Annotated in this window: 24 protein-coding genes and 1 pseudogene; 16 read left to right on the top strand and 9 right to left on the bottom strand. The window is 58.3% G+C overall.

Translation table 11 applies throughout. The features are described 5' to 3' along the window. Window positions 1-239: 239 nt before the first annotated feature. Together AC1M2H_RS13935 and AC1M2H_RS13930 are read left to right on the top strand one after the other, a co-directional pair. Complete coding sequence (locus AC1M2H_RS13935; RefSeq protein ID WP_480151785.1) at window positions 240-938, top strand: heavy metal response regulator transcription factor; 699 nt, start codon at window positions 240-242, stop codon at window positions 936-938. Next, window positions 935-2,317: a heavy metal sensor histidine kinase gene (locus tag AC1M2H_RS13930; RefSeq protein ID WP_480151784.1), complete on the top strand. Its 1,383-nt coding sequence runs from the start codon at window positions 935-937 to the stop codon at window positions 2,315-2,317. Before AC1M2H_RS13935 ends, AC1M2H_RS13930 begins: the two co-directional genes overlap by 4 nt. A gap of 368 nt (window positions 2,318-2,685) precedes the next feature. Here the strand turns inward: AC1M2H_RS13930 and AC1M2H_RS13925 are convergent, their stop codons facing one another. Together AC1M2H_RS13925 and AC1M2H_RS13920 are read right to left on the bottom strand one after the other, a co-directional pair. Continuing rightward, entirely contained in the window at window positions 2,686-3,102 is a 417-nt protein-coding gene (locus tag AC1M2H_RS13925; protein WP_480147914.1) for a VOC family protein, read from the bottom strand. Between the two features lie 26 nt (window positions 3,103-3,128). Further along, window positions 3,129-4,160, bottom strand: a complete 1,032-nt coding sequence (locus AC1M2H_RS13920) for an IS630 family transposase (protein WP_480151833.1) — start codon at window positions 4,158-4,160, stop codon at window positions 3,129-3,131. 91 nt (window positions 4,161-4,251) lie between these two features. Here AC1M2H_RS13920 and AC1M2H_RS13915 point away from each other — a divergent pair, with 91 nt between their 5' ends. Beyond that, on the top strand, window positions 4,252-5,328 hold the full coding sequence (locus AC1M2H_RS13915; RefSeq protein ID WP_480151783.1) for an SDR family NAD(P)-dependent oxidoreductase: 1,077 nt from the start codon (window positions 4,252-4,254) through the stop codon (window positions 5,326-5,328). Window positions 5,329-5,514: 186 nt separating this feature from the next. Here the strand turns inward: AC1M2H_RS13915 and bhsA are convergent, their stop codons facing one another. Together bhsA and AC1M2H_RS13905 are read right to left on the bottom strand one after the other, a co-directional pair. Next, on the bottom strand, window positions 5,515-5,769 hold the full coding sequence (bhsA, locus tag AC1M2H_RS13910) for a multiple stress resistance protein BhsA (RefSeq protein ID WP_480151938.1): 255 nt from the start codon (window positions 5,767-5,769) through the stop codon (window positions 5,515-5,517). Between the two features lie 368 nt (window positions 5,770-6,137). Further along, window positions 6,138-7,010: pseudogene (locus AC1M2H_RS13905) on the bottom strand (MFS transporter); the annotation flags it as partial. Window positions 7,011-7,119: 109 nt separating this feature from the next. On the opposite strand from AC1M2H_RS13905, the gene AC1M2H_RS13900 reads away from it, so the two are divergent. Next, window positions 7,120-8,076 carry an AraC family transcriptional regulator gene (locus AC1M2H_RS13900; protein ID WP_480151782.1) on the top strand — a complete coding sequence of 319 codons (957 nt, stop codon included), beginning with the start codon at window positions 7,120-7,122 and terminating at the stop codon, window positions 8,074-8,076. A 134-nt stretch (window positions 8,077-8,210) separates the two neighbouring features. After that, the gene (locus AC1M2H_RS13895; protein WP_480151781.1) at window positions 8,211-8,636 is read left to right on the top strand and encodes a hypothetical protein; all 426 of its coding nucleotides are present in this window, start codon (window positions 8,211-8,213) and stop codon (window positions 8,634-8,636) included. A 7-nt stretch (window positions 8,637-8,643) separates the two neighbouring features. Here AC1M2H_RS13895 and AC1M2H_RS13890 read toward each other — a convergent pair whose 3' ends face one another. Further along, window positions 8,644-8,919 (bottom strand): VF530 family protein, encoded by a 276-nt coding sequence (locus AC1M2H_RS13890; protein ID WP_480151780.1) that lies wholly within the window; start codon window positions 8,917-8,919, stop codon window positions 8,644-8,646. A 289-nt stretch (window positions 8,920-9,208) separates the two neighbouring features. Here AC1M2H_RS13890 and AC1M2H_RS13885 point away from each other — a divergent pair, with 289 nt between their 5' ends. From AC1M2H_RS13885 to AC1M2H_RS13870, 4 genes are read left to right on the top strand one after another with little or no spacing between them, the layout of a single operon-like run. Next, window positions 9,209-10,237: an isopenicillin N synthase family dioxygenase gene (locus tag AC1M2H_RS13885; RefSeq protein WP_480151779.1), complete on the top strand. Its 1,029-nt coding sequence runs from the start codon at window positions 9,209-9,211 to the stop codon at window positions 10,235-10,237. A 23-nt stretch (window positions 10,238-10,260) separates the two neighbouring features. Next, on the top strand, window positions 10,261-11,067 hold the full coding sequence (locus AC1M2H_RS13880; RefSeq protein WP_480151778.1) for a MetQ/NlpA family ABC transporter substrate-binding protein: 807 nt from the start codon (window positions 10,261-10,263) through the stop codon (window positions 11,065-11,067). After that, window positions 11,064-11,855, top strand: coding sequence for a methionine ABC transporter ATP-binding protein (locus AC1M2H_RS13875; RefSeq protein WP_480151777.1), 792 nt, complete (start codon window positions 11,064-11,066; stop codon window positions 11,853-11,855). Before AC1M2H_RS13880 ends, AC1M2H_RS13875 begins: the two co-directional genes overlap by 4 nt. Next, the gene (locus tag AC1M2H_RS13870; protein WP_480151937.1) at window positions 11,852-12,511 is read left to right on the top strand and encodes a methionine ABC transporter permease; all 660 of its coding nucleotides are present in this window, start codon (window positions 11,852-11,854) and stop codon (window positions 12,509-12,511) included. Before AC1M2H_RS13875 ends, AC1M2H_RS13870 begins: the two co-directional genes overlap by 4 nt. A gap of 45 nt (window positions 12,512-12,556) precedes the next feature. Here AC1M2H_RS13870 and AC1M2H_RS13865 read toward each other — a convergent pair whose 3' ends face one another. Then, on the bottom strand, window positions 12,557-13,621 hold the full coding sequence (locus AC1M2H_RS13865; protein WP_480151776.1) for an NAD(P)H-dependent flavin oxidoreductase: 1,065 nt from the start codon (window positions 13,619-13,621) through the stop codon (window positions 12,557-12,559). Between the two features lie 92 nt (window positions 13,622-13,713). Between AC1M2H_RS13865 and AC1M2H_RS13860 the strand changes: the two genes are divergently transcribed. Continuing rightward, window positions 13,714-14,556 carry a LysR family transcriptional regulator gene (locus AC1M2H_RS13860; RefSeq protein WP_480151775.1) on the top strand — a complete coding sequence of 281 codons (843 nt, stop codon included), beginning with the start codon at window positions 13,714-13,716 and terminating at the stop codon, window positions 14,554-14,556. On the opposite strand, the gene AC1M2H_RS13855 is transcribed toward AC1M2H_RS13860, so the two are convergent. Next, window positions 14,553-15,662, bottom strand: a complete 1,110-nt coding sequence (locus tag AC1M2H_RS13855; protein WP_480151936.1) for a YbfB/YjiJ family MFS transporter — start codon at window positions 15,660-15,662, stop codon at window positions 14,553-14,555. The two genes, AC1M2H_RS13860 and AC1M2H_RS13855, sit on opposite strands and share 4 nt — an antisense overlap. A 380-nt stretch (window positions 15,663-16,042) precedes the next feature. Between AC1M2H_RS13855 and AC1M2H_RS13850 the strand changes: the two genes are divergently transcribed. The 5 genes from AC1M2H_RS13850 to AC1M2H_RS13830 all read left to right on the top strand — a co-directional run bounded on the left by AC1M2H_RS13850 (window position 16,043) and on the right by AC1M2H_RS13830 (window position 19,496). Further along, window positions 16,043-17,233: an MFS transporter gene (locus AC1M2H_RS13850; protein WP_480151774.1), complete on the top strand. Its 1,191-nt coding sequence runs from the start codon at window positions 16,043-16,045 to the stop codon at window positions 17,231-17,233. Window positions 17,234-17,461: 228 nt separating this feature from the next. Beyond that, window positions 17,462-17,752, top strand: coding sequence for a hypothetical protein (locus AC1M2H_RS13845; protein ID WP_480151773.1), 291 nt, complete (start codon window positions 17,462-17,464; stop codon window positions 17,750-17,752). A gap of 142 nt (window positions 17,753-17,894) precedes the next feature. Further along, window positions 17,895-18,662 carry a trans-aconitate 2-methyltransferase gene (gene tam / locus AC1M2H_RS13840; RefSeq protein WP_480151772.1) on the top strand — a complete coding sequence of 256 codons (768 nt, stop codon included), beginning with the start codon at window positions 17,895-17,897 and terminating at the stop codon, window positions 18,660-18,662. A 148-nt stretch (window positions 18,663-18,810) separates the two neighbouring features. Continuing rightward, window positions 18,811-19,125 (top strand): carboxymuconolactone decarboxylase family protein, encoded by a 315-nt coding sequence (locus tag AC1M2H_RS13835; protein WP_480151771.1) that lies wholly within the window; start codon window positions 18,811-18,813, stop codon window positions 19,123-19,125. After that, window positions 19,116-19,496 (top strand): tautomerase family protein, encoded by a 381-nt coding sequence (locus AC1M2H_RS13830; RefSeq protein WP_480151770.1) that lies wholly within the window; start codon window positions 19,116-19,118, stop codon window positions 19,494-19,496. Before AC1M2H_RS13835 ends, AC1M2H_RS13830 begins: the two co-directional genes overlap by 10 nt. Window positions 19,497-19,713: 217 nt before the next feature. Here AC1M2H_RS13830 and AC1M2H_RS13825 read toward each other — a convergent pair whose 3' ends face one another. After that, the gene (locus AC1M2H_RS13825) at window positions 19,714-20,154 is read right to left on the bottom strand and encodes an N-acetyltransferase family protein (protein WP_480151935.1); all 441 of its coding nucleotides are present in this window, start codon (window positions 20,152-20,154) and stop codon (window positions 19,714-19,716) included. 129 nt (window positions 20,155-20,283) lie between these two features. Between AC1M2H_RS13825 and AC1M2H_RS13820 the strand changes: the two genes are divergently transcribed. Beyond that, window positions 20,284-21,294, top strand: a complete 1,011-nt coding sequence (locus tag AC1M2H_RS13820; RefSeq protein WP_480151769.1) for a LacI family DNA-binding transcriptional regulator — start codon at window positions 20,284-20,286, stop codon at window positions 21,292-21,294. A 253-nt stretch (window positions 21,295-21,547) separates the two neighbouring features. Here AC1M2H_RS13820 and AC1M2H_RS13815 read toward each other — a convergent pair whose 3' ends face one another. Further along, complete coding sequence (locus AC1M2H_RS13815) at window positions 21,548-22,999, bottom strand: tagaturonate reductase (protein ID WP_480151768.1); 1,452 nt, start codon at window positions 22,997-22,999, stop codon at window positions 21,548-21,550. Window positions 23,000-23,046 lie beyond the last annotated feature (47 nt).

The following is a 23,046-nucleotide window of genomic DNA, read 5'->3' as shown; positions in this document are numbered from 1 at the left end:
AGGCCTGCCGGAATTAACTCTACGGAGGATTAACTGACATCAACATGACCGCCGGATAACAATTATGTCAGCTACCTGCTATTTATCTCCCGCCAACATAAGCTGACAAAAATGTCAGCTGGCGGTCAGTTATATGACCAGATAACTGATATATACTCCGTCTATAAAACGCCCCGGCCTGCGGCGGGAGCGGTTTTTATAATTGAGTAACGCCTGATGTTATATTTGAGGAGCGCCCCATGCGGTTATTGCTGGTTGAGGACGAAGAGAAAACGTCATCATATGTTAGCCGGGCTTTAAGCGAGCTAGGTTTTACGGTTGATATTGCGGGTGATGGCATCGATGGTCTTCATCTGGCGGTACAGCAGGAATATGATGCCGTCATTCTCGACGTCATGCTGCCAGGTAAAGACGGCTACTCGGTGCTCGAGGGATTACGGGCGATTAAACAAACCCCGGTGCTGATGCTCTCCGCGCGCGGATCGGTCGATGAACGCGTCAGAGGGCTTCGCCAGGGGGCGGATGATTATCTGCCGAAACCCTTTTCGCTGATCGAGCTGGTTGCCCGCATTCAGGCGCTGTTGCGCCGCCGCAGCGTGGACGGTATCGACGTCTCCCAGCTGCAGATAGACGATTTACACGTTGATTTACTCTCGCGTAAGGTGAACCGCAACGGCGATCGCATTGATTTAACGGCGAAAGAGTTCGCGCTTCTCAGCCTGCTGGCCCGCCATCAGGGGGAGATTCTGTCAAAAATGATGATTGCGGAACAGGTCTGGGACATGAATTTTGACAGCGACGCCAACGTCGTGGAGGTCGCCATTAAGCGGCTGCGCAACAATATTGATGCGCCCTATCAGGTCAAATTGCTGCACACCGTGCGCGGTATGGGGTACGTGCTGGAAACGCGTCATTCGCACGATCGGGCTTCCCGATGAAAACGGCCATTGCGACCCGGATGTTTGTCATGTTTGGCCTGACGATGGCCCTGCTGACGCTCGCACTGGCGGTGGTGATGCGCTGCTCGCTGTACTCCTCCCTACAGAACCAGATGTCCAAAGAGCTGCACTTTCGCCACTCGATCATTGAGCCGTTTCTGGCAAGCAAAGGCACGGTGGAGAACTGGCCTGACGTCAAAGAAAAGCTTAACAATATGTCAGCCAGCGACAGCGGTATCGTGAAACATTGGGTTATCAGCGATAACCCTTACTACCGGATTGGCGATACGCCTCCGGCAGTCGCCACCCGACCTGACGGTTTTGCTACGGCGCCGAATCCGCACGGGGACGATCTGCTCTATTTGCTCATCTCAACTCTGCCGCCGCTGGGTAACCGTCCGGCCATACGTTATGTGGTCGCGGTGGATTCAACCCCCTATATGGCCACGCTGTACGAATTCACCCGCATGCTGGCGTTAATCTCTCTGCTGGCCATTAGCGCGGCGGCAATGCTCGGCTATTTAATCGCCCGTTCGGGGATGCGCCCCGTGCGCAGTCTGAGCCAGCAGGCCCACACGATGATGCCCGGCAACGAGGGACAGCGCCTCGACAGCGCCGCGCTCCCCGCGGAGCTGCAACACCTGGCCGACGCGTTCAACGGGATGCTATCCCGCCAGGAGGCGGCATGGTCGCAGCTGGAGAGCTTTAACGCCGACGTTGCCCACGAGCTGCGCACTCCCCTGACCAATTTGATTGGCCAGACCCAGCTTGGGCTCTCGCGCAAGCGCAGCGTGAACGAGCTGGAGGAACTGCTGCAGTCCAATCTGGAAGAGCTGGCGCGCATGACCTCCATCGTCAACGATATGCTGTTTCTGTCACATGCCCAGGCGGGCCACCATACTACCGAACTCAGCGAGGTCTCGCTGCGCGAGGAAAGTAGCAAAACCGCCGAATATGTCGAGCCCTCGTTCCTTGAGAACAACCTGACGCTGGAGATTCATGGCGAAGTCGAGGCCTGCATCGACAGGCGTTTATTCCACCGCGCGCTGGCTAACCTGCTGGAGAACAGCGCCCGTCACGCCCTGCCGGGAAGTACGGTGATTATCGAGCTGCAGGAGCTGAACGGCCAGGCCCATATCGCGGTGACCAATCGGGGAGAGACCATTCCCCCGGAACACCAGGCGCGGCTGTTTGAACGGTTTTATCGGGTGGACTCCTCCCGGGTGCGTAGCGATGTATATCATGGCCTCGGCCTGGCCATCGTGCGCGCTATTGCGCTGATGCATCGGGGCGATGTATTCGTTAAAAGCGAAAATGGCCGCAACACCTTCGGCTTTTCGCTTATACATCGTCCGCTGCCGCATAAAATAGACTTTTGATAATGAAAAGCAACGTCTGATATAAGCGCATTATTTATTATCCCTCCGGGCACTGAGGCCCGGAGGGAATATTCGCCGTGGCGTTCAGTGCCGATAATAACATCGTCCGCTTCTCGGCTAAATGACTGCGAGAAGATCTGCAGGCATTAATTTTATAGTGATATATTTTTATTCGCCGTTATTTCAGCGAAGTTATTCGCTGCTATTTAGTATTTTTATGCTTGTCAACAGCCCCGGAGCTTAATTGCTTTTCTGGTCCCGCATCATACAGGTAGATATACTCAATAAACTTCAAAGTGCAGATTGTTTCAGGGAGCCACATTAAGTCCTGCAGATGAAAATATTTATTTTTGACTTTATTGAGTATTTTAACCTTGGTCTTTATTATCAGCAGCCATTAACTCCAGCAGATTTCCATCAGGATCCCGAAAGAAAACAGATTGTGATGGCTGACCTGAACTCGTTTCACGGGGCACCGGGCCATGGATTATTTCGATATCGTTTTTCTCAAGTAGCTCTAACACGCTGAGAATTGTCCCTCCCCACCGGAAGCATAAATCAGCACTCCCTGGCATTGGCCTTTTAGCTACAAGTTCCACGCCATTCTCAACCTGATGTAAACTCAGGACAATATCACCCAGCGATACCTGCCTTACAAGCAGTTTCCCAAAGGGGGCGTACTCTGCATGAATTTTTGCACCAAACAATTTATCGTAAAAACAGTAAGATACTTCAAGGTCGGCAACAGTTATTGCAACATGATCAATGAGAGTTATTTTGTTCACAGGTGAACACCTTACGCTATACGTCGTTATGTCTCTGACACGGAACTGAGCACCTGAAAATTGTCGTTGATACGACAGCCCAGTTTCTGCCCCAGTTCCGGCAGGGTTCGTTCAAAAAATCCTCTTATCGCGTCCCTGAAGGCTTTCGCTGACGCAAAATACCGGTTATTCCGCACATGCTCATTCATCACCTTCCACAACCGTTCTGTCGGGTTCAGGTTCGGGCTGTACGGCGGCAGATAATGCAGTTCAATATTCATCACGAAGGCCCAGTCCTTAACCAGCGATGCCCGGTGATAAGGCGCACCGTCCAGTATCAGATGCACTTTCTGCGACACCGGATAAGTCTGGCGAACTGCAATAAAAAAACGGCAGATAGCATCCGCATTAATCTGCGGATAATCACGGGTCACCGTCCGGGCCAGGTCGTTCACGCTGAGGGCGCTGATGATGTTCAGGCGGGTCCGGCTCCCGGTGGTTTTCACCGCTTTCAGTTCCCCCTTTCTTATCCAGCCACAGCTCAGCTTCGTTGACTGCGTCGGATGTACCGCATCCATAAACAGAATGGGTTCGCTGTCACCGGCAGCCTGCTTCAGCGCTTCATAATGCGTCATGAACTGCTGCTGTTGTGCCGGGCAGAACTTATGGGGAATACCTGACGGTTTTTTCCAGGTGAACCCGTTGCGGTGAAGCCACTTATTCATACCCGGAATGCTGTAGCGCACACCGAAGCGGTCACGGACAAGCGACACGATACTGGCCGTCGTGATGTGAACAGTGTCAGTCAGAAGCTGACGAAGTTCGGCAGACTCCCCGGGAGTCAGATGCTCCTGCGAACCGCCGTTATCAGAGGTGAGCTTACCGTCGCTGAGATAATCCGATAGATGACGCAGAACCGTGGTCTCATGAATGAGCTGAGACTGCGCAATCATGGCAGGAGACCAGCCCTGAGCAGAAAGCAGCACGCAGCGTATCCGGTCGCAGACACGGCGGTCACGACTCTGCCGGTGCTGAGCCTCAAGGGCGGCAATCTGTGCGGAGGTCAGTTTTACGTTCATGGCCTGAGCATGATCCTCAGCACCGACGAAATCAAGCAGTTTCAATGATCACGGGTATAATATGAAAAATGAAAAACGTGCTTCGCATATTATGAACTCCCCTTTTTCAGCCGATCGTCGACGCTTTCTGGCTGTTTCAGCGGCGGCCTCGGTCGCGGCCATTTTTGCCACCCGCGCTATCGCCGCCGGGAAACTCGATGAACCCTCCGCTCCTGCGTGGAGGGCCGCGGATATCCCGCCGCAAACCGGCCGGACGATCGTCATCACCGGCGGCAACGGCGTTCCGCGAATCATCGCTTCCGGGGCCTTCCCACCGCCGGGAACGTACAGCGGTCTCGGCTATCAGGATGCGTTAGCCCTCGCTGGTAAAGGCGCAAACGTCATTATCGCCTCAAGAAACGCGCGCAAGGGGCAACAGGCGGTTGAGGCGATCGCGGCGCAGTATCCGGGGGCGAGCGTGCGGTTTGAAACGCTCGACCTCGCCGATCTCAGGTCGGTTCAGGCCTTTAGCGAACGGCTTCGCTCGCAGGTCAGCCGAATTGATGTCTTAATCAACAACGCCGCGACGGCGGGGACGCCGGAACGCAAGGTCAATGATGACGGCCTGGAACTCTGCTGGGCGACTAACGTGGTGGGTCACTATAGCTTAACCGCGCATCTGCTCCCCCTTTTGCAGCGCGGCGATAATCCCCGCGTCGTATTTTTAAGCAGCAGCGCCGCAAGACGCGCGACAATGCGCTTCGACGATCTGCAGACCCGGCAGAATTACACGCCATTAAATGCTTACAGCCACTCCAAGCTGGCGATCCTTATTCTGGCCAGGGAGCTCAACCGGCAGGCATTAGTTGATAAATGGGGGGTAAGCTTTATTGCCGCCCATCCGGGAGTGGCGAAAACCTTTTTAATCCCCGACGGCCCGGGGCCCGACAGTGATTTTGGCCGCAGCCTCATAAACGGCCCGGAGCGCTTCAAGCCCGCGGCGCAGGGCGCCCTCTCGACGCTCTATGCGGCAACGGATCCGGCGGCAAAAGGCGGTCTTTACTATGGCCCCCTAAATGACCGGGGCGACGTTGGCATAAGCGAGGATTACTCCGGAGCTTCCGGGCCGGATATCGCGTCGCGGCTCTACGATGAGCTGGTTAAGGTTACGGCCCAGCGCTTTAGCTAAAAAATGGCCGGACGCAGCGAGAAGGCGTTACGCCCTGCTGGTCCGGCTTTATCGCTTCCCACGCTCCGGCGGTTACGTTTTGCGCCAGGGAAAATAGAGTTGAAGGCGGATCGGGGGGAGCGCGGCCCGTGGCGGAAAGCAGCAAGGAGCGAATAAACGCTCCTTGTCGGAGTGCCCGTTCGTCAGTTATTGATAAATAACGGCCAGCCCATAGAGTTTATTTTCCCCGCCGGCGGAGACAATACGATAGGAGGTTGCCCCTGCGGCTTCCGCTTTGGCCGCTAATTTTTTCTCCAGGGCGGAGAGCGTGGTTACGCCGCTCGCTGAAACGGTGCCGATTTTCTTCAGGCCGTCAGCGGACTGCACCTCGGTGGCCGCGAATGCGCTAACCGAGAAAGCGCTCAGGAATAGTGCCAGGCACACAGCTTTATTTACATTCATCATCTCACCTCTTTTGCTTGACAATGACAGAGATGTCACCGTTATGCTTATTATAAAAAAAGCGATCTGACATCAGGCTGACCCTAGAATGACAATCCTGTCAGCTTGCAAAAGAATACATAACTTTGCCCTGAATAAAGAAAACAGGCTGACTTTATTCAGGGCGTTGTCTTTTTCAGAAAGAGATAACAATGGTTGGCATCGTCGTCTATCATATAGGGCTCTTCGGTGAGCCCTCTGATGGCCGGAGTGAATCGTTCAAATAGCGCAAACCCGGCAGATGATTCCAGCTTAAACGTCAGGCGCGAAGCCTGGTTATTGTAGCCAAGAATAAGAATGCCATCATGTCTGAGGACGCGATGAATTTGCGCTAACACAAACGGCACCAGAGCCAGCGTCAGGCGCAGGCTGCGGGCCAGTAAATGCCCGGCAATGGAGGTGCCGACAAAGTTCGCCAGGCCAAAGCCCAGCAGGATCAAAGATACCCCCTCCACGCTCGCCCGGGCGACGGTTTCCAGAAACGGCCGCAGGTAGGTAAAGAAGGCGAAATGGCCGCTGAAAATCAAAATCGTGGCCAGCATGCCGCCCAGCATTCCCGGCCGGCGCAGCACCTTAAACAGCGTCGCAAAGCTGCCCGCGCTTTCCGGACGCATGGAGGGCAGAACCCACAGCTGCCAGAACAGGGCTACCACGCTCGGCAGCGCGCAGATGATGAACACGTTGCGCCAGCCGATCAGCGCGCCTAAATAGCTGCCCAGCGGCGCGGCCACCACTGTCGCTACCGATACGGCGGAGAAAATGATGGCCAGCGCCTTTGGCACAAACGCGGCGGGTACCAGGCGCATGGCGGTTGCGGTGGACATCGACCAGAAACCGCCGATGGCAATGCCCAGCAGCAGGCGGCCGAGGAGCAAAAACGCCAGCGAAGGCGCAAAGGCGACCATCATGCTGGAGATAATTTGCAGTACGGAAAAAAACATCAGCACCCAGCGGCGATCGATATTCCTCGTCGCCGTGGTGATCAGCAGCCCGGTCACCAGCGCCACCAGGGCCGTGGCGGTCACCGCCTGCCCCGCCATGCCTTCACTCACGCCGAGGCTCGCCGCCATTGGCGTTAACAGACTGGCGGGAAGAAACTCTGCAACAATCAGGCCGAAAACGCCCAGCGCCAGCGCATAAACGGCCCGCCAGGCGGGTTTGGCGTTTAGCTGGCTCTCATCGGCTACAATGCAGGAACTCATATACATCTCTCCAGAACAGTTAACAATCCGACACAGCTTAGAAACTTCTCTTCGGACGATCTATGATGCATACTCTGCCATTATTGATTATTCGTCCTGGATTAGCGTTATGACCCATCAGGCCATCGATCTCACCAGCGAGCTGCTGCGCGGCATGCGCCTTTCCGGCGTCAACTACCGGCGCATTGAATCCGGCCGCCCGTTCGGAGTGGAGTTCAGCTATGTGCCGGGCAAGGCGCAGTTCCATTTCATCAGCCGCGGTCCGGTTCTGCTGCGCATGGCCAGCGGGCAGCAGCTCAGGCTGGAGAGCGGCGACGCGCTGTTTATTCCCAACGGCGACGGCCACGTGCTGATGTCCGACGCGCAGGCGCGGATCGTCAACGTGCAGCAGCTGCCGACCGAACCGGTGTGCAGTACGGTGTGCTGCATCAAAAACGATGGCCCGGAGCAGGAGCAGGACAACGCCATTATTTTCAGCGGCTGTATGGACTTTGAGCTCGGCGGCATGCAGCCGCTGGTCAAGGCGATGCCGGAGGTGATGATGGTCAGCAGCCTGCTGAATACCCGGCCTGAGATCCAGCCCCTGCTGGCGGCGATGGAGCGCGAAACCTTAACCCGCCAGGCGGGCTACGCGGGGATTCTCGCGCGGCTGGCGGACGTGGTGGCGGCGCTGATCGTGCGCGGCTGGGTTGAGTGCGGCTGCGGCAACGCTACCGGCTGGGTGCAGGTGCTGCGCGATCCGAAGCTGGCGCGGGCTATCTACGTGATGCATCAGCAGCCCGGGGTTAACTGGAAGGTTGAGGATTTGGCCCGCGAGGCCGGCACCTCGCGTTCGGTATTTGCCGAGCGCTTCTTGGCGGCGACCGGCACGACGCCCGCGCGCTATCTGACCGAGCTGCGCATGCGTCTGGCCGTTCAGTACATCTCCCATGAGGGCCAGGCGCTGGAAAAGGTGGCTTTCAAGCTGGGCTACAGCTCCCACGCCGCATTTAGCCGCGCGTTTAAGCGTATTACCGGCAAAGCGCCCGGCGCCCTGCGCGATATTTCGTCCGGCGAAGAGGTATAAACAGAAATAGGGCCTGACAGGCAGCACCCTATTTTTGGCAGGACGACGCAATTGAGTTTGATTCATGGGCCGGTAAATATCACTATGGGGCATGCGCCGTGCGCCCCGGATATATCAGGATAGCTAACAAAAACGTGAGCAGAAAAAACAGCCGCCGCCGATCGCGGAAAACGGGAAGCCGCAGGCCGCGGCAGAGTAAGGTCCGCATCGTGCATCCGGCGGTGCTTTTTATTAAGCGTCCGGATTTTATCGGCAAGCTGGCGTGTGGCGTTTTCCTCTTCGGCCCGCTTATTTATGAGCTCTATGATGACGTCGCCTGGCCGCTTATTGCGCTATGCTGGCTCTCTATTTTGCTGTTTCCCTTTGCGAAACGCGGGACCGATGACACGCTTCTCCGCCTGACGTCGGAGCGCGTATTTAACACTATTAACGGCGGCGGAATGGGCCGATTTGGCGCGCTGTATCTCTTCGCATTAATGCCGCTGACGCTGCCTTTAGCCGCCGGCTATTTTATTTTTCACACCGTGAAGTGGCGGCAGATGCGCAGGCAGGCGTCCTGACCGCTGGCTACTGCTGTGACTTCTTACTCTGCCAGTTTGCCCACGGGCCCTCCGCCGGAATATCGGCAATATCCTGCAAGCTGGCAATATAGAGTTCTTCCACTTCCTTGCGCGCCCAGGGCGTCCGGCGTAAAAACTTGAGGCTGGATTTGATGCTGGGGTCGCTCTTAAAGCAGTTAATATTGATGCGCTTTGCCAGCTCCGCCCAGCCATATTTCGCCACCAGAGCGTTGAGTAATGCTTCAAGCGTTACGCCGTGCAGGGGATCTTTTGAAGACTGCATAATGTCCTGTCCTGAAATACCTGAGAAATTGCGCACACCATACTGACTCCTCTCGCCCGGCGCAACTCGCCGCGCGGGCGTAGCGCATTATCGCCCTTATCTACTATTCGCAAAAGCACTGAACCCCCGACGGACATAAATTAGAAAAGAAGGTTATTGGTTGATTATTTTCGCTTAGGGCAAGCTGTGTTTGACCACCTGACTGAGGAAATAATTATGCGCTGTTGTTGTCCCCGAACCCTGAATCTGAATACACGAAAATATATGCACACCGCCTTCGGAGAACACAATGAACGCAACCACGCTGCCGATTCTCGATCTTGCCCGCTACGCGGATCCCGCTGAGAAGTCCGCTTTTCTCGCCGACCTGCGCCACGCCGCGCGCGATATCGGCTTCTTCTATCTGATCAATCACGGCGTGGATGACGAACTGCAGCGCAGCGTGCAGCAGCTCTCCCGCCGCTTCTTCGCGCTGGCCGATGAGCACAAGCAGCCGGTGGCCATGATCCACTCCCCGCACTTTCGCGGCTATAACCGCGCCGCCTCGGAGCTTACCCGCGGGCAGCCGGACTGGCGCGAGCAGTTCGATATTGGCGCCGAGCGCCCCGCTCTGACGCTGAGCGACGATGCGCCGCGCTGGCAGCGCCTGCAGGGTCCCAACCTGTGGCCGGAAGCATTACCTGACCTGAAACCGACGCTACTGAGCTGGCAAAGCGCGATGACGCAGGTCGGTATCACCGTGCTGCGCGCGTTTGCCGAAGCCCTGAATCTGCCCAATGACGCCTTTGATACCCTTTACGGCCAGCAGCCCAACGAGCATATCAAACTGATCCGCTACCCCGGCCAGCAGCAGACGCAAAGCAGCCAGGGCGTTGGCGCCCACAAGGATTCGGGGTTCCTCAGCTTTTTACTCCAGGATGAGCAAAAAGGGCTGCAGGTTGAGGTTTCACCCGGCCGCTGGATCGATGCCACCCCGCTGGCCGGCAGCTTCGTGGTCAATATTGGCGAACTGCTTGAGCTGGCGACCAACGGCTATCTGCGCGCGACGGTGCACCGCGTCGTTTCACCGCCGGCGGACCAGCAGCGCCTCTCTATCGCCTTCTTCCTCGGCGCGCAGCTGGACGCCGTGGTGCCGGTCTACACCCTGCCGCCGGAACTGGCGCAGGAGGCCCTCGGGCCGGACAGCGATCCGCAGAATCCGCTGCTGCGAGAAGTGGGCTGGAACTACCTGAAGGGGCGCCTGCGCTCGCATCCGGACGTTGCCGAACGCTACTACCAGGATGTGTTTCGCGAACGCGCTGAGCAACTGATCGTTTAACCATAACAATAAAGGGAAACACCATGAAAAATGCCGCTTTCAAACTGGCAGGGGTAGCACTGTCTCTTTCTCTGGCATGGACCTCGGCGCAGGCCGCCGCGCTGCGCGTCGCCGCTGACCCGGTGCCGCACGCGGAGATATTGAATTACATCAAGAAAATCGATCCAAGCCTCGATCTGAAGGTCGTGGAGCTGACCAGCGGGGTGAACGCCAACGAGCTGCTGGCCAACGGCGACGTTGACGCCAACTATTTCCAGCACGTTCCCTACCTGAAGGATCAGGAAAAAGCGCTGGGTAAAACCTTTGCCGTTGCGGCAACGGTGCATATTGAACCGCTGGGTATTTACTCGCGCAAACATAAAGATTTCAAATCCCTGCCGGAAAACGCCACCGTCGCGGTGCCGAACAACACCACCAACCTGAGCCGGGCGCTGTTCCTGCTGCAGAGCCAGGGGCTGATCAAGCTGGCGGCGAAATTTACCGACCCGGCCACCACCCTGGCAACGCCAAAGGATATTGTGGAGAATCCTAAACACCTCAAAATTCTTGAGATTGAATCGCCACAAATCCCCCGCTCCCTCGACGACGTCGACCTGGCGGTGATTAACGGTAACTATGCGCTGGAGGCGGGGCTGACGCCGGCGAAAGATGCGCTGGGCCTCGAGAGCGCGGCGCACAACCCTTACGCCAATATCCTCGTCACCAACCCGTCCCTGGCCAACGATCCGCGGATCAAGCAGCTGGCGAAGGATCTGACCTCGCCGCAGGTGGCGGAGTTTATCCGCAAACAGTATAACGGCTCGGTGATACCGGTCGCGCCGCAGTCATGATTGAGGTGCAGGGGCTGAGTAAAACGTATGCCGGAACGGGCCGACCGGCGCTCAACGATGTCTCGCTGCACGTCCCTAAGGGCGCCGTTTACGGCATACTCGGGCGCAGCGGCGCGGGCAAAAGTACGCTGATACGCTGTCTGAATCTGCTGGAGCGGCCCACTGCGGGCCGCATTATTGTGAACGGACATGATATTACGCAGATGGACAAATCGGCCCTGCGCGCCTATCGCCTGCGAACCGGGATGATCTTCCAGCATTTTAATCTGCTCCACGCGCGCAGCGTCGCCGACAACGTTGCGGTGCCGCTGGAAATCGCCGGGATGGCCAAGGCCGACCGCCGGGCCCGGGTAGAGGAGCTGCTCGACCTGGTAGGGCTCAGCGACAAGGCTGAGGCCTTTCCCTCCCAGCTTTCCGGCGGGCAAAAGCAGCGCGTAGGGATCGCCCGGGCGCTGGCCGCGCGGCCGGACGTACTGCTGTGCGATGAAGCGACCAGCGCGCTGGACCCGGAAACCACCGCCTCGGTGCTGGCGCTGCTGGCGGATATCAATCAGCGCCTGCATCTGACCATCGTGCTAATCACCCACGAACTGGAAGTGGTTAAAACCCTGTGCGATCACGCCGCGCTGCTGGAAAAAGGCGAAATTGTTGAAAGCGGAAAAATTGGCGATCTGCTGGTGGCGCCGTGGTCAAAGCTGCGTCAGTCGCTGCTACACGATCCGCAAACCGAGCGCGATTTTCTCGCCCGCCACGGCATTCACGGGAGGCCTTTATGCGGAGTAGCATGAGCTGGGAAGATCTCTGGCCGCTGCTGGTGGGCGGCACGCTGGATACCCTTTATATGGTCGGGCTGGCGGCATTTTTTACCGTTCTGCTCGGACTACCGACCGGGATTATCCTGTTTATCTCGCGCAAAAACGGCCTGCTGCCGCTGCCAAAACTCAATGCGCTGCTGGGGGCGGCGATCAATTTCGGCCGTTCGCTGCCGTTTATTGTGCTGCTGATTGCGCTGATCCCGTTTACCCGGCTGATTATCGGCACCACTCTGGGAAGCACCGCCGCGGTGGTTCCGGTAACTATCGGCGCCTTTCCCTTCTTCGCCCGGTTGACTGAAAATGCCCTGGACGAAGTGGACTACGGGCGGATTGAGGCGATTTTATCGATGGGCGGCAATATCTGGCACGTGATTTTTAAATCGCTGCTGCCGGAAGCGCTGCCGACCCTGCTGGCCGGCGTAACGCTGACGATCGTGATGCTGATTGGCTTCTCGTCAATGGCCGGAGTGATCGGCGGCGGCGGATTAGGCGACCTGGCGATCCGCTACGGCTACCAGCGCTTTAATAACGAGGTGATGGTGGGCACGGTGCTGATCCTGGTGGCGATGGTCCAGGGCGTGCAGATGACCGGAGACCGTCTGGTTCGCCGACTGGCGCACCGTCGTTAGTTCGCCCCTTCAAGGGCGATGTCCTGCCGGCATCGCCCCTCTTCCTCACCCCTGGCGCCAGCCGCACTCGTGAATTAAGGTCTGCATCAGATCCGTCGCCGACAGCTCGCGGATCAGGCCAACCCCCTGTCCCGCCCAGTGGGCGCCGTAACTCTCATCTCCCCGGGCTTTCGCCGCCGTCGCCAGCGCCTTACCGACATCATAGGCCAGCGGATAGGCCGGGATCGCCGAAGCGTCAACCTCTTGCGCCAGCGCGCGCCAGCCATTATGCAGACAGCGCGCCGGACGACCGGAAATCGCCGCGGTCAGCACGGTTTGCGGGTCAGGACCATTTTTAATCGCCCGCCGATAGCCGCTATCCGTTGCCGACTCCGGGCACAGCAGGAATGCGGTCCCCAGCTGCGCGGCCTCGGCGCCGAGGCTCAGGGCGCAGCAAATTCCCGCGCCGTCCATAATGCCGCCGGCGGCAACAATTGGCAGCCCCACCGCGCGCTTCAGTTTCTGGATCAGGGTAAAGGTGCTCAGCTGCTGGTCGTCGCGGCGATGGTCAAAGATCCCGCGATGGCCGCCCGCTTCGTAGCCCTGGGCAATAACGATATCAACTCCCTGCGCCTCAATCTGCCGGGCTTCCTCAACGCTGGTCGCGCTGGCCATGGCGACGATGCCTCTCTCCTGCAGGCGGAGAATGACGCTGCGCGGCGGAACACCGAAATGAAAACTGACCACCGGCGGCGCCAGCTCAAGCAGCAGCTCGAGCATCGGCTGGTGCCCGAGGAGAGTTTGGTAAATCTCGGTCAGCGCCCGCGGCGGCTGGCTTCCCGCACGGGCGAACGCCGGGCGCAGCCGCTCAATCCACTGCGCTTCGACCTGCTCGTCTCTGCGCGCCGGAAGGTGGCAAAAAAGGTTCACGTTAAACGGTCGGGCGGTGAGCCGGCGCGTTTTCTCGATCAGCGCCCGCGCCTGAGAAACCGAAGAGGCGCCTAGCCCCAGCGAGCCCAGGCCGCCGGCGTTGCTGACCGCCGCTGCCAGCTCAGGCGTCGACACGCCGGCCATTGGGGCCTGTATAATGGGGTAAACGATATCAAGCTGCTGCGTCAGGCGGTTCATCATGATTGATCCTGCGTAAATTTGTGATACTCAGTGCTTAACATCTCTTTTTGAGATGTTAAGATCAATATTATTTCCATATTTAGAAGAAAAACATGAACCATAGCACGCTGGAAATCTTTAACATCGTGGCGCAGGAGCAAAGCGTCACCCGGGCGGCCAAAAGGCTGGGCCGCGCGCAATCGAACATCACGACCCGCATCCAGCAGCTTGAGGAAGAGCTCGGCGTTGAGCTGTTCGTTCGCGGTAATAAAAAGATGCTGCTCTCCGCCGCCGGGGAGCGTTTTCTTAACTACACGCAGCGGATCCTCAGCCTGGCCGAAGAGGCGAAGCAGGCGCTGCATCCGACGCAGCCCGCCGGGAGCCTGCGGATGGGGGCAATGGAGGCCGCCGCCGCCAGCCGCCTGACCTCGGTTCTGCCGCGCTTTCATCAGCAGTGTCCGGCGGTCGCCCTCACCTTACAAACCATGCCTACCCAGCAGCTGGTCGAACGCGTGCTTAACGCCGCGCTCGACTGCGCGCTGGTGAGCCTGCCGCCGGATGCGAGCGGCGAGCCGGAGTGTCCGGCGGCGCTGGAGTACCTGCCGATCTTCGCCGAGGAGCTGATGTTGATAAGCCCTGCCGGGCGGGACGGGTTCAGGCTGGCGGCGTTTGCCCAGGGCTGCAGCTATCGCAGGCGGGCGGAGTCATTTTTATCCACTATGAAAAACGTTGAAATCCAGGAGATCGGCTCATATCACGCCGTCATGGCCTGTATTGCCTCCGGCGGCTACGCCGGCATCGTCCCGCAGAGCGTGCTGGCGCTAATGACGTTACCGGAAGGCTGCGATACGCAGCCGGTCGGCACGGCGATAACCCAACTTGTCTGGCGCAAAGGCTACGTTTCGCCGGCGCTGGATGCCATGCGCCAGCAGCTGCTGCTGGCGGCGGATATTTAGCTCCTCGACGTTTGCCCGGCGGGTTTGCCGAGCATCACCAGTACGGCGGCGACAAACAGCGCGCCCCCCGCGGCACCGAGGGCGGCATTAAAGGAGCCGGTCATGCCGTGCAGGACGCCGGCCGCCAGCGGGCCGATAATCTGCCCGATGCCGTAAGTAGCGGTCATGGCGGCGATCATATTGAATGTCACCAGATGATTCAGCCGCCGCCCTTCCGGCAGCGCAAGGGTGACGGTGCCCATAAAGGTGAAGCCAACCAGCAGCGCGCTCAGCATGCAAAACGCTAAGGAGTGGCTCCAGGCGGGCAGGATCACGCCAATTGCCTGCACGATCAGATTAAGGGTAAACGCCCGCCGGTAGCCGAGCCTGAGCGCCAGCCGGTGCCAGACGAAGCAGGACGGCACCGCCGCCAGGCCAAACAGCGCCCAGAGCTGCACCGGGTCGATGTCGGTAAGCGAGCCGGAGAGAAACAGCGGTAGATAGGTGGCGGTGATGATATAACCGAATCCGGCTAAGCCGTAGATAATCAACAACTTCCATGCATCTCCGCGCTGGCCATCTGCGGCCTGCGCGTGCGCCGCTACCGTCGGCTGCCAGGCAATAAGATAGTCAGGCGGACTAAGCAGCAGGCGCAGAACCAGCAGAAATAAGATCGCCGCGCTGACGGCGCAGATGAGCCAGATCTGCTGGCTGGTCAACGCGTGGCTTTTGGCGAGCGAAATAAACTCCGCCGAGAGGAAAATCCCCATCCCGACCCCTGAAAAGAGAACCGGCGCGCCGTTGTGATGCTTCATATGCTGCAGCAGCCACAGCGAGGCGGCGATCAGCGTCACCGCGCTCAGCACGCCGGCGATGCCCCTTAGCGCAATAATGGCCAGCGGCGAGCGTAGCCAGGCAATCGCCGCCAGGCATAGCAGGGTTAAGAACACCGAAGAGAGGTTCAGCCATTTCGCATCGCCCGGCCTGGCCTTCGCCAGCATCAGCGCCCCCAGCAGATAGCCCGCGTAGTTCGCCGATGCCGCGAGATTGCCTTCGCGCAGGGTTAGAATCTGCTCATCCAGCATCAGCGGCAGGATCCCGGTGAAGGCAAAGCGCCCGTACCCCATCCCTACGATCAGCACCACCGAGCCGGCCAGCGCCAGCAGGAAAGCCTTAAGTTCCGGCCTGTATTCAGTCACCTTACCCACTCCTCTCTCTTTTAATCTCAAAATAAGAACCATAAATAATTTAAGTTCTCATTTTAGTATGATTATGAATTAACGGACAGGCAAGCGGCTTTATGCCCGAGCCGGGTATCGTTAACAGAAGAAACCAGAAGGAAAGCGAGGGGCATACTTCGTTGCTCAACGAAGTATGCGGGGGGCGAAGAGGTGCCGCCCCTCTTGCGGCACAGCAAGTGAAACGTGCGGAAATCACATCCGGCGCTCGTGCTGGCCACAGGGTCTGCGCTATGCTAACCCCCCATTTGTTTTAAATACCTGACGTTATGACCTCTTTTGCCACCCAGACTCAGCTCAATCTGCGCATCATTTCGATCGTGGTGTTCACCTGCATTTGCTATCTGTCGATCGGCCTGCCGCTCGCCGTGCTGCCCGGCTATATCCACTATCAGCTGGGCTATAGCACCTTTGTTGCCGGCGTGGTGATCAGTCTGCAGTACGTTGCCACCCTGTTCAGCCGGCCGCACGCCGGGCGCTACGCCGATATCTGGGGGCCGAAAAAGGTCGTCAGCCTCGGTATCGTTTGCTGCCTGCTGAGCGGGGTCTTTACCCTGGCGGCGGTGCTGCTGCAATCCGCGCCGCTGCTGGCGGTAGCGGCTCTGCTGGTTGGCCGAGTTTTCCTTGGCGTGGGCGAGAGCTTTACCGCCACCGGGGCGACGCTGTGGGGTATTAAAACCGTCGGCGCGATCCATACCTCCAGGGTGATCTCCTGGAACGGGGTTGCCACCTACGTGGCGATGGCGGTCGGCGCCCCACTGGGGGTTCTGCTCAACGGCTATTTTGGCATTAGCGGTTTTGCCGCCGTGGTGGTTCTGGTGGCCTTTATCGGCCTGCTCTTTGCCCGCACGCGTAATGACGTCAGCGTCAGCGGCGGCGTTCGCGCCCCTTTCCATGTGGTGGTGCGCAAAATCTGGCCCTTCGGGCTGGGACTGGCGCTGGGGACCGTGGGCTTCGGGGTAATCGCCACCTTCATCACCCTCTACTTTTCCGCCCACGACTGGCAGGGCGCGGCGTTTACGCTGTCGCTGTTCAGCGTCGGTTTTATCTGCATTCGTCTGGTGCTGGGCAACACCATCACCCGCTACGGCGGCGTTCCGGTCTCGCTGGCGTGCTTTGTTATCGAATGCATCGGCCTGCTGATTATCTGGCAGGCCTCTTCCGCATGGGTTGCCGGGATCGGCGCGTTCCTGACCGGCTCCGGTTTCTCGCTGGTCTTCCCGGCGCTGGGCGTCGAGGCGGTGAAGCAGGTTGAGGAGCAGAACCAGGGCACCGCGCTGGGCACCTACTCGGCGTTCCTCGATCTGGCTCTCGGGCTGACCGGCCCCGTAGCCGGCTGGGTGGCCGGCTATTACAGTCTGGGAACTATTTATCTGCTGGCGGCGGCGGTGGTGGTCATGGCGTTTATCTTGATATTACGCGTATATCTGCAACAACGCGCCGGTTTGCGGCGGGCGTAAGGAATTGTGTTCGGCGCGCCGCCCCCGCTGAAAAAGGTAAAAAAGTAATCAAGAATTGACTGTTATTCGGCATCCGTGACACCATCCGCTCAGCGCCCGGCAACGGGCGTACTGGCGATACGGGTGATATATCAGAGATCGAATAATAACGATCCGTGCCCGTTATCATGCCCAATCCGAATCACTGACCTCGACGGTGAATTCCTGAGTCTGGCGGGAAATACATACATGCATCAAAGTTTTAATCAGCGGGTTCATTTCTATTACTGCATATTAATCGCGCTGAAAATACACGGAAAATCTAAGAAATCGGGCGGAATCAGAGGAAAAAATAACTTCCTGCTGAAATGGCTGCGCAACGCGCAGGACAATAATATTTTCCATCCGGATATCACCAGCGAAATTGAGTGGCTGCGGGGGAAAATAATCCAGGCCGGATACGATACCGATCTTGAGCCGATGCTGGATTTTGTCTATGCCACCGCCAGCCGCGCGGAGTCGTTAAAGGACGCTGATTAAGCCGATATTGCGACGCAGCGTATTCGCCCTTCTTCAGAAAGCGTGACACTGTCACGTAGAGAATAAAAATGGGTAAAGTCATTTTACCCGCGGCCAATGCCATCTATGCTGATCAACGAGTTTATCTAACCCGGAGTCACCGATGGCAGACTGGAATCCCTCGCTTTATCTACAGTTCGGCGCCGAGCGTACGCGCCCCGCCGCCGAACTGCTCGCTCGTATCGCTCACCATCCCGTTACCCTCGCCGTTGACCTTGGCTGCGGGCCGGGAAACAGCACCGCGCTGCTGCACCATGCCTGGCCCACAGCGACGGTGGTCGGCGTGGATAATTCGCCGGCGATGCTGGAAGAGGCGTCCCGGGCGCTGCCCGCCTGCCGCTTCGTCGCCGCCGATATTCGCGAGTATCGACCCGAGCGTCCGGCAGATGTAATCTACGCCAACGCCTCTCTACAGTGGCTTACCGACCACCAGACGCTGTTCCCGCAGCTCGTCGAACGACTGGCGGAGAGCGGTGTTCTGGCGGTGCAGATGCCGGATAACTGGCAGGAGCCTTCGCATACTCTGATGCGTCAGGTCGCTCAGGAGCTTGGGCATCCGGAGAGCGGACGCCACCCGCTTCCCACCCCCCGCCAGTATTATGACATCCTGGCGAACAGCGGCTGCGAGGTCGATATCTGGCGCACCACCTATTACCATCAGCTCGATTCCCATCAGGCCATTATTGACTGGCTGCAGTCGACGGGGCTGCGTCCGTACCTGCAGAACCTCGACGATTGCCAGCGCGACGCGTTTCTCAGCCGCTATCTGACGCTTCTACAGGAGCACTATCCGTTACAGTGTAACGGTAAGGTACTGTTGCTATTCCCGCGTCTGTTTATCGTCGCCCTTCGCCGGGCCGCTGCCTTATAGCACCTGCCGGGCGCACAGGACGTCGCCCGGTTTTTATCGCTAACCGTCCTGTTTTTCAGGATCGATTATCAAAAATGTTGCGACATTCAGAAACATTGCCCTGTGCCACTCTCCCTTCATCCTCTTATGGCAACCGGAGATATGCACGATGGCATCACCTAACCGCAACAACCTGGCCGGGATCGCGCCAAAGCTCGCCCTGCTCACCGAAGACGTGCTGTTCGGCGATATCTGGGCCCGTAGCGAGCTGTCGCCGCGGGACAGAAGCCTGATTACCCTCGCCACCCTGACGGCGCTGGGCAGAGAACGACAGCTGCCGTGGCATATTGATTTTGCCGCCGGCAACGGTCTGACCCGCGCGGAAATCATCGAGGTTTTCACTCATCTGGCCTTTTATGCCGGCTGGCCTGCGGCCGTCACCGCGCTCCCCTGCATACCGCCGGAGGAACCAGCATGCCCTTGACCCGAATAACGCTGCGCGCCGGCTATGACGATCAATGGATTGCCCGGCTGTCCGCGCTACTCCAGCAAACTCTGGTGGACGAGTTTGCGGTTCCGCCGGCGGATAAATTTCAGTTTATCGACGTTCTGCCCGACGCCCGGCGCATCGTCGATCCGCACTATCTCAGCGGCGGGCGCAGCGAGGACTATCTGCTGTTTCATATTTTTGCCGGCAAACCGCGCAGCGCGCAGCAGAAAAAGCGCTTCTATCGACGACTGTGCGATCGGCTGCAGGCGGAGCTCGGCATCGCTCCTGACGACGTGATGGTGGTCATTCAGTTTAACCATGCCGAGGACTGGAGCTTTAGCCGCGGTGAGATGCTAACCGGGTAGGTTGAAGAGCTAATTAACGGCGCCGCAGCGGGCGCCGTACTGCCGGATTTACCAGGGGAGATGGTGCACCAGGGAGAGATCCCAGGCGGTAGCCAGCAGCGAAAGAAAGATGATCAAATTAACGGTCGTCTCGATGCGTTTTTCCATTTTGGATTCTCCTGAGTCGTTTTCCGCTATTAGACAGGGAAAATCTTAATAACTTCTTATCGCTGACGGCTTATAGCGTCGCGCGATAGCGGACATAATCATCCGCAGGGGTGAATTCATCATACAGCTTACGGGCGGGATTATCAGCGCGCGTATGCCAGTAGAGCCGCGACCACCCCTGCGTTTTTCCTTCCAAATATAGCGCCTGCATCAGCGCTCTGGCGACTCCGCGCCCGCGCATCTGCGGATCGACGAACAGATCCTCCAGATAACAAACGGGCGTTTTCACCCAGGTGCCTTCGTGCAGCACGCAAATAGCGAACCCGACCACCCGACCATCGATGACCGCCGCCCGGCCAATAACCGGAGATGCGTCGTCCAGCAGGCGTTGCCAGGTGTACTCGGTCACGTCGTCAGGCTGCGGGCTGCCGTAAAAACGGGTATAGCCCTCCCACAGCTGAAGCCACTGCGGTTTGTCCTGCGGACGCAGCTCGCGTATATCAACGATCATCATGCCCTCCCACCTCATGCGAATAAGCCATTATTTTCCTGAAAGGAAATTACTTCAAGCGCGGCGAATCTAGTCTGCCTATGTCCGGGGTCGTTAAGGTATAATGCGCGACTCAAGGGGAGAGGGATAATGACGCGGAAAAACAAAGTAACGATGAACGATATCGCCCGTACGGCGGGCGTTTCACAGGCAACGGTATCGTTGGTCCTCAATCAATCCCGGAATATCAAGCTGAGCGAGGAGACCCGCCAACGGGTGATTGCCGTTGCGACTGAGCTCGGCTACGACCGCCTGCCGGCGATCCACGCCCCGCGCAATCAGGAAGAGGTGGCGCTGCTGGTCAGCACCCTGCAAAGCTATGACCCCTTTATCGATGCGATCAGCCAGGCGCGGGAAGCGGCCTGGCGCAATGAAGTGCTGCTGACCGTCTATGATTACGGCGACGACGTCGAGCTGGCTATTAATATTATCCGTCAGCTGGAGCAGCGTAACTGTATCGGCATTATTCTCGCCTCCCCGGTGACCACGCTTGTGGATATGACCGATTTTCAGGACTGTACCCGCCTGCCGCTGGTGTTGCTCAACCAGCGCGACCCGGACTCGCCGCTGCTGCCTTCATTTGTCCCCGACGACTACGCCAACGCGTTTCAGGTGACCCGCCATCTGATCTCCATGGGCGCACGACGCATCGCGCATATCACCGGTGAAAGCTGGATGGAGGCGAGCCGCCAGCGGCTGGCGGGATATCAGGCAGCGCTGGAGCAGGCCGGACAGACGTACGATGAGGGCCTGGTGCGCCAGACCAACTGGCAGTTCAGCGAGTCCTTTACCGCCACCTGCTCTCTGCTGGAGCAGCCGGATCGCCCGGACGCCATCTTCTGCGCCAGCGACTGGCTGGCGATCGGCTGCTATCAGGCGCTGGCTGTCAACGGCGTCAGGCTGCCGCAGGATATATTGCTGGCGGGATACGACGATCAGAAAATATCGGAGCAGCTCACCCCGCCGCTTACCAGTATTCAGCTGCCTTACAGCGAATTAGGGCGGCTGGCGGTGGAGTATCTGTGCAATCAGGAGGATGCGGCGACGCATGTCATGCTGGCCGGTCGGCTAAAAGTCAGATCCTCCAGCAGCCGGGAATAACGCCTCCCGACATCACGTCAGAGGCGACAGCGCGTCCCGAAACGCGATCGAGGTCGTGAATTTGCGCATTTGCAGCGATTTTCGTCATCCGCAGGATGCCGCGCCCCTCAGCAGAAAGCGCCTCCTTTCGTTCTGCCCGACGAAGCGGGTAAGGAGCAGCAGGTCAGGCAGGGTTATTTATCTGCCGTACAAAAGTATGTTGTAACTAATAAGGTGGGATAAATAACCCGGCAAGCGCCGGGTCAAATTTGAATTAGCAGAGCGGCTTAACCGCCTCGCGCATACCTTTGAGCAGAATGGCGTCAAGGTCGAGGGTCACCTGCTCCACGAGACCGGGAATCTGGCTCAAATCCTGCTGCCAGTGCGCCTCAACCGACAGCACCGCTTTAACCAGCTCGCTGGTACTCAGCTGCGCGTCACGATGCGCGGACCACAGCGCCCGATAGAGCGCCATCCATTCGGCATCGTCCTGCAGGGGATAATTTTCCTCACCGCGTTCGCCGCGATAGAACGCGATTAAGGCCGCCAGGGCAAAGGTAAGCCGGGGCGCCAGTTTACCGTTGTTCGCCTGCCCCGTCAGCAGCTGCGGCAGAATGCGGGTGCGGTATTTCGTCATGCCGTTAAGCGCAATCGACAGCAGCTGATGCTGAATATAGGGATTGCGGAAGCGCCCGGTCACCGCGCCGGCGAAAGCCTCCAGCTCTTCGCGCGGCAAATCCAGCTGCGGAATAATTTCCTCATAAATCGCCTTTTCGACGAAAGCACAGATCTGGCGATCGTTCATCGCTTCGCCGACGGTATCCAGCCCGGCGAGGAAGGCCACCGGCACCAGCGCGGTGTGCGCGCCGTTAAGAATCGCCACTTTACGCTCTTTGTAAGGCTTAATATCGTCGACAATCAGGACGTTAAGCTGCAGCTTATCGAGGCGCAGCTCCGCGGCCAGCGATTGAGGCCCCTGAATAACGAAGAGATAGAAATGTTCGGCGGTGTCCAGGAAGGCGTCTTTATAGCCGAGCTGCTGCTCGATCTGCAGCGCTTCATCGCGCGGATAGCCGGTAACGATGCGGTCCACCAGCGTCGAGCAGAAGGTATTCGCCTCATCCAGCCAGGCGATAAAGGCTTCAGGTAGCGCCCACTCTTTGGCGTAGCGCAGCACCAGCTCGCGCAGGGCCGCGCCGTTATAGTCGATAAGCTCGCAGGGAATGATGACCCAGCCCTTATCGCCGGCGCCGGAGAAGCAGCTGTAGCGCTCGAACAGCAGGCGAGTCAGCTTAGCCGGGTAGCTCGCCGCCGGGGCATCATCAAAACGGTCTCCCGCGTGGTAGCTAATTCCCGCTTCGGTGGTATTGGAAAACACAAAACGGATATCCGGATTATGCGCCAGGCGCAGGTATTCGGCGTAGTCCGCATAGACGCTGATTTCCCGGGTGACGCTGCGGATGATGCGCGCATCGCTAACCGCTTCGCCCTGCCCGTTGAGCCCGCGAATAATGGTGGTATAGAGGCCGTCCTGCACGCTCAGCGACGGCGGGAATTCGCTCGCAATCGGGCGCACGATGACGACGCCGGCATTCAGGTCGGTGTGCTCATTGAGCAGATCGATCTGCCAGTCGATAAAAGCGCGTAAGAAGTTGCCCTCACCGAACTGGATAATGCGTTCCGGATACTGCGCGCCGGGAAAATCGCGACGATTTAGTGTTTTCACAAGGAGTCCCCTCATAGAGTAGTCATACAACCTGCGTAATTGGTGTA

The organism is Klebsiella sp. F11 (assembly GCF_056712265.1).
This window is presented reverse-complemented; position numbering and strand designations above follow the sequence as displayed.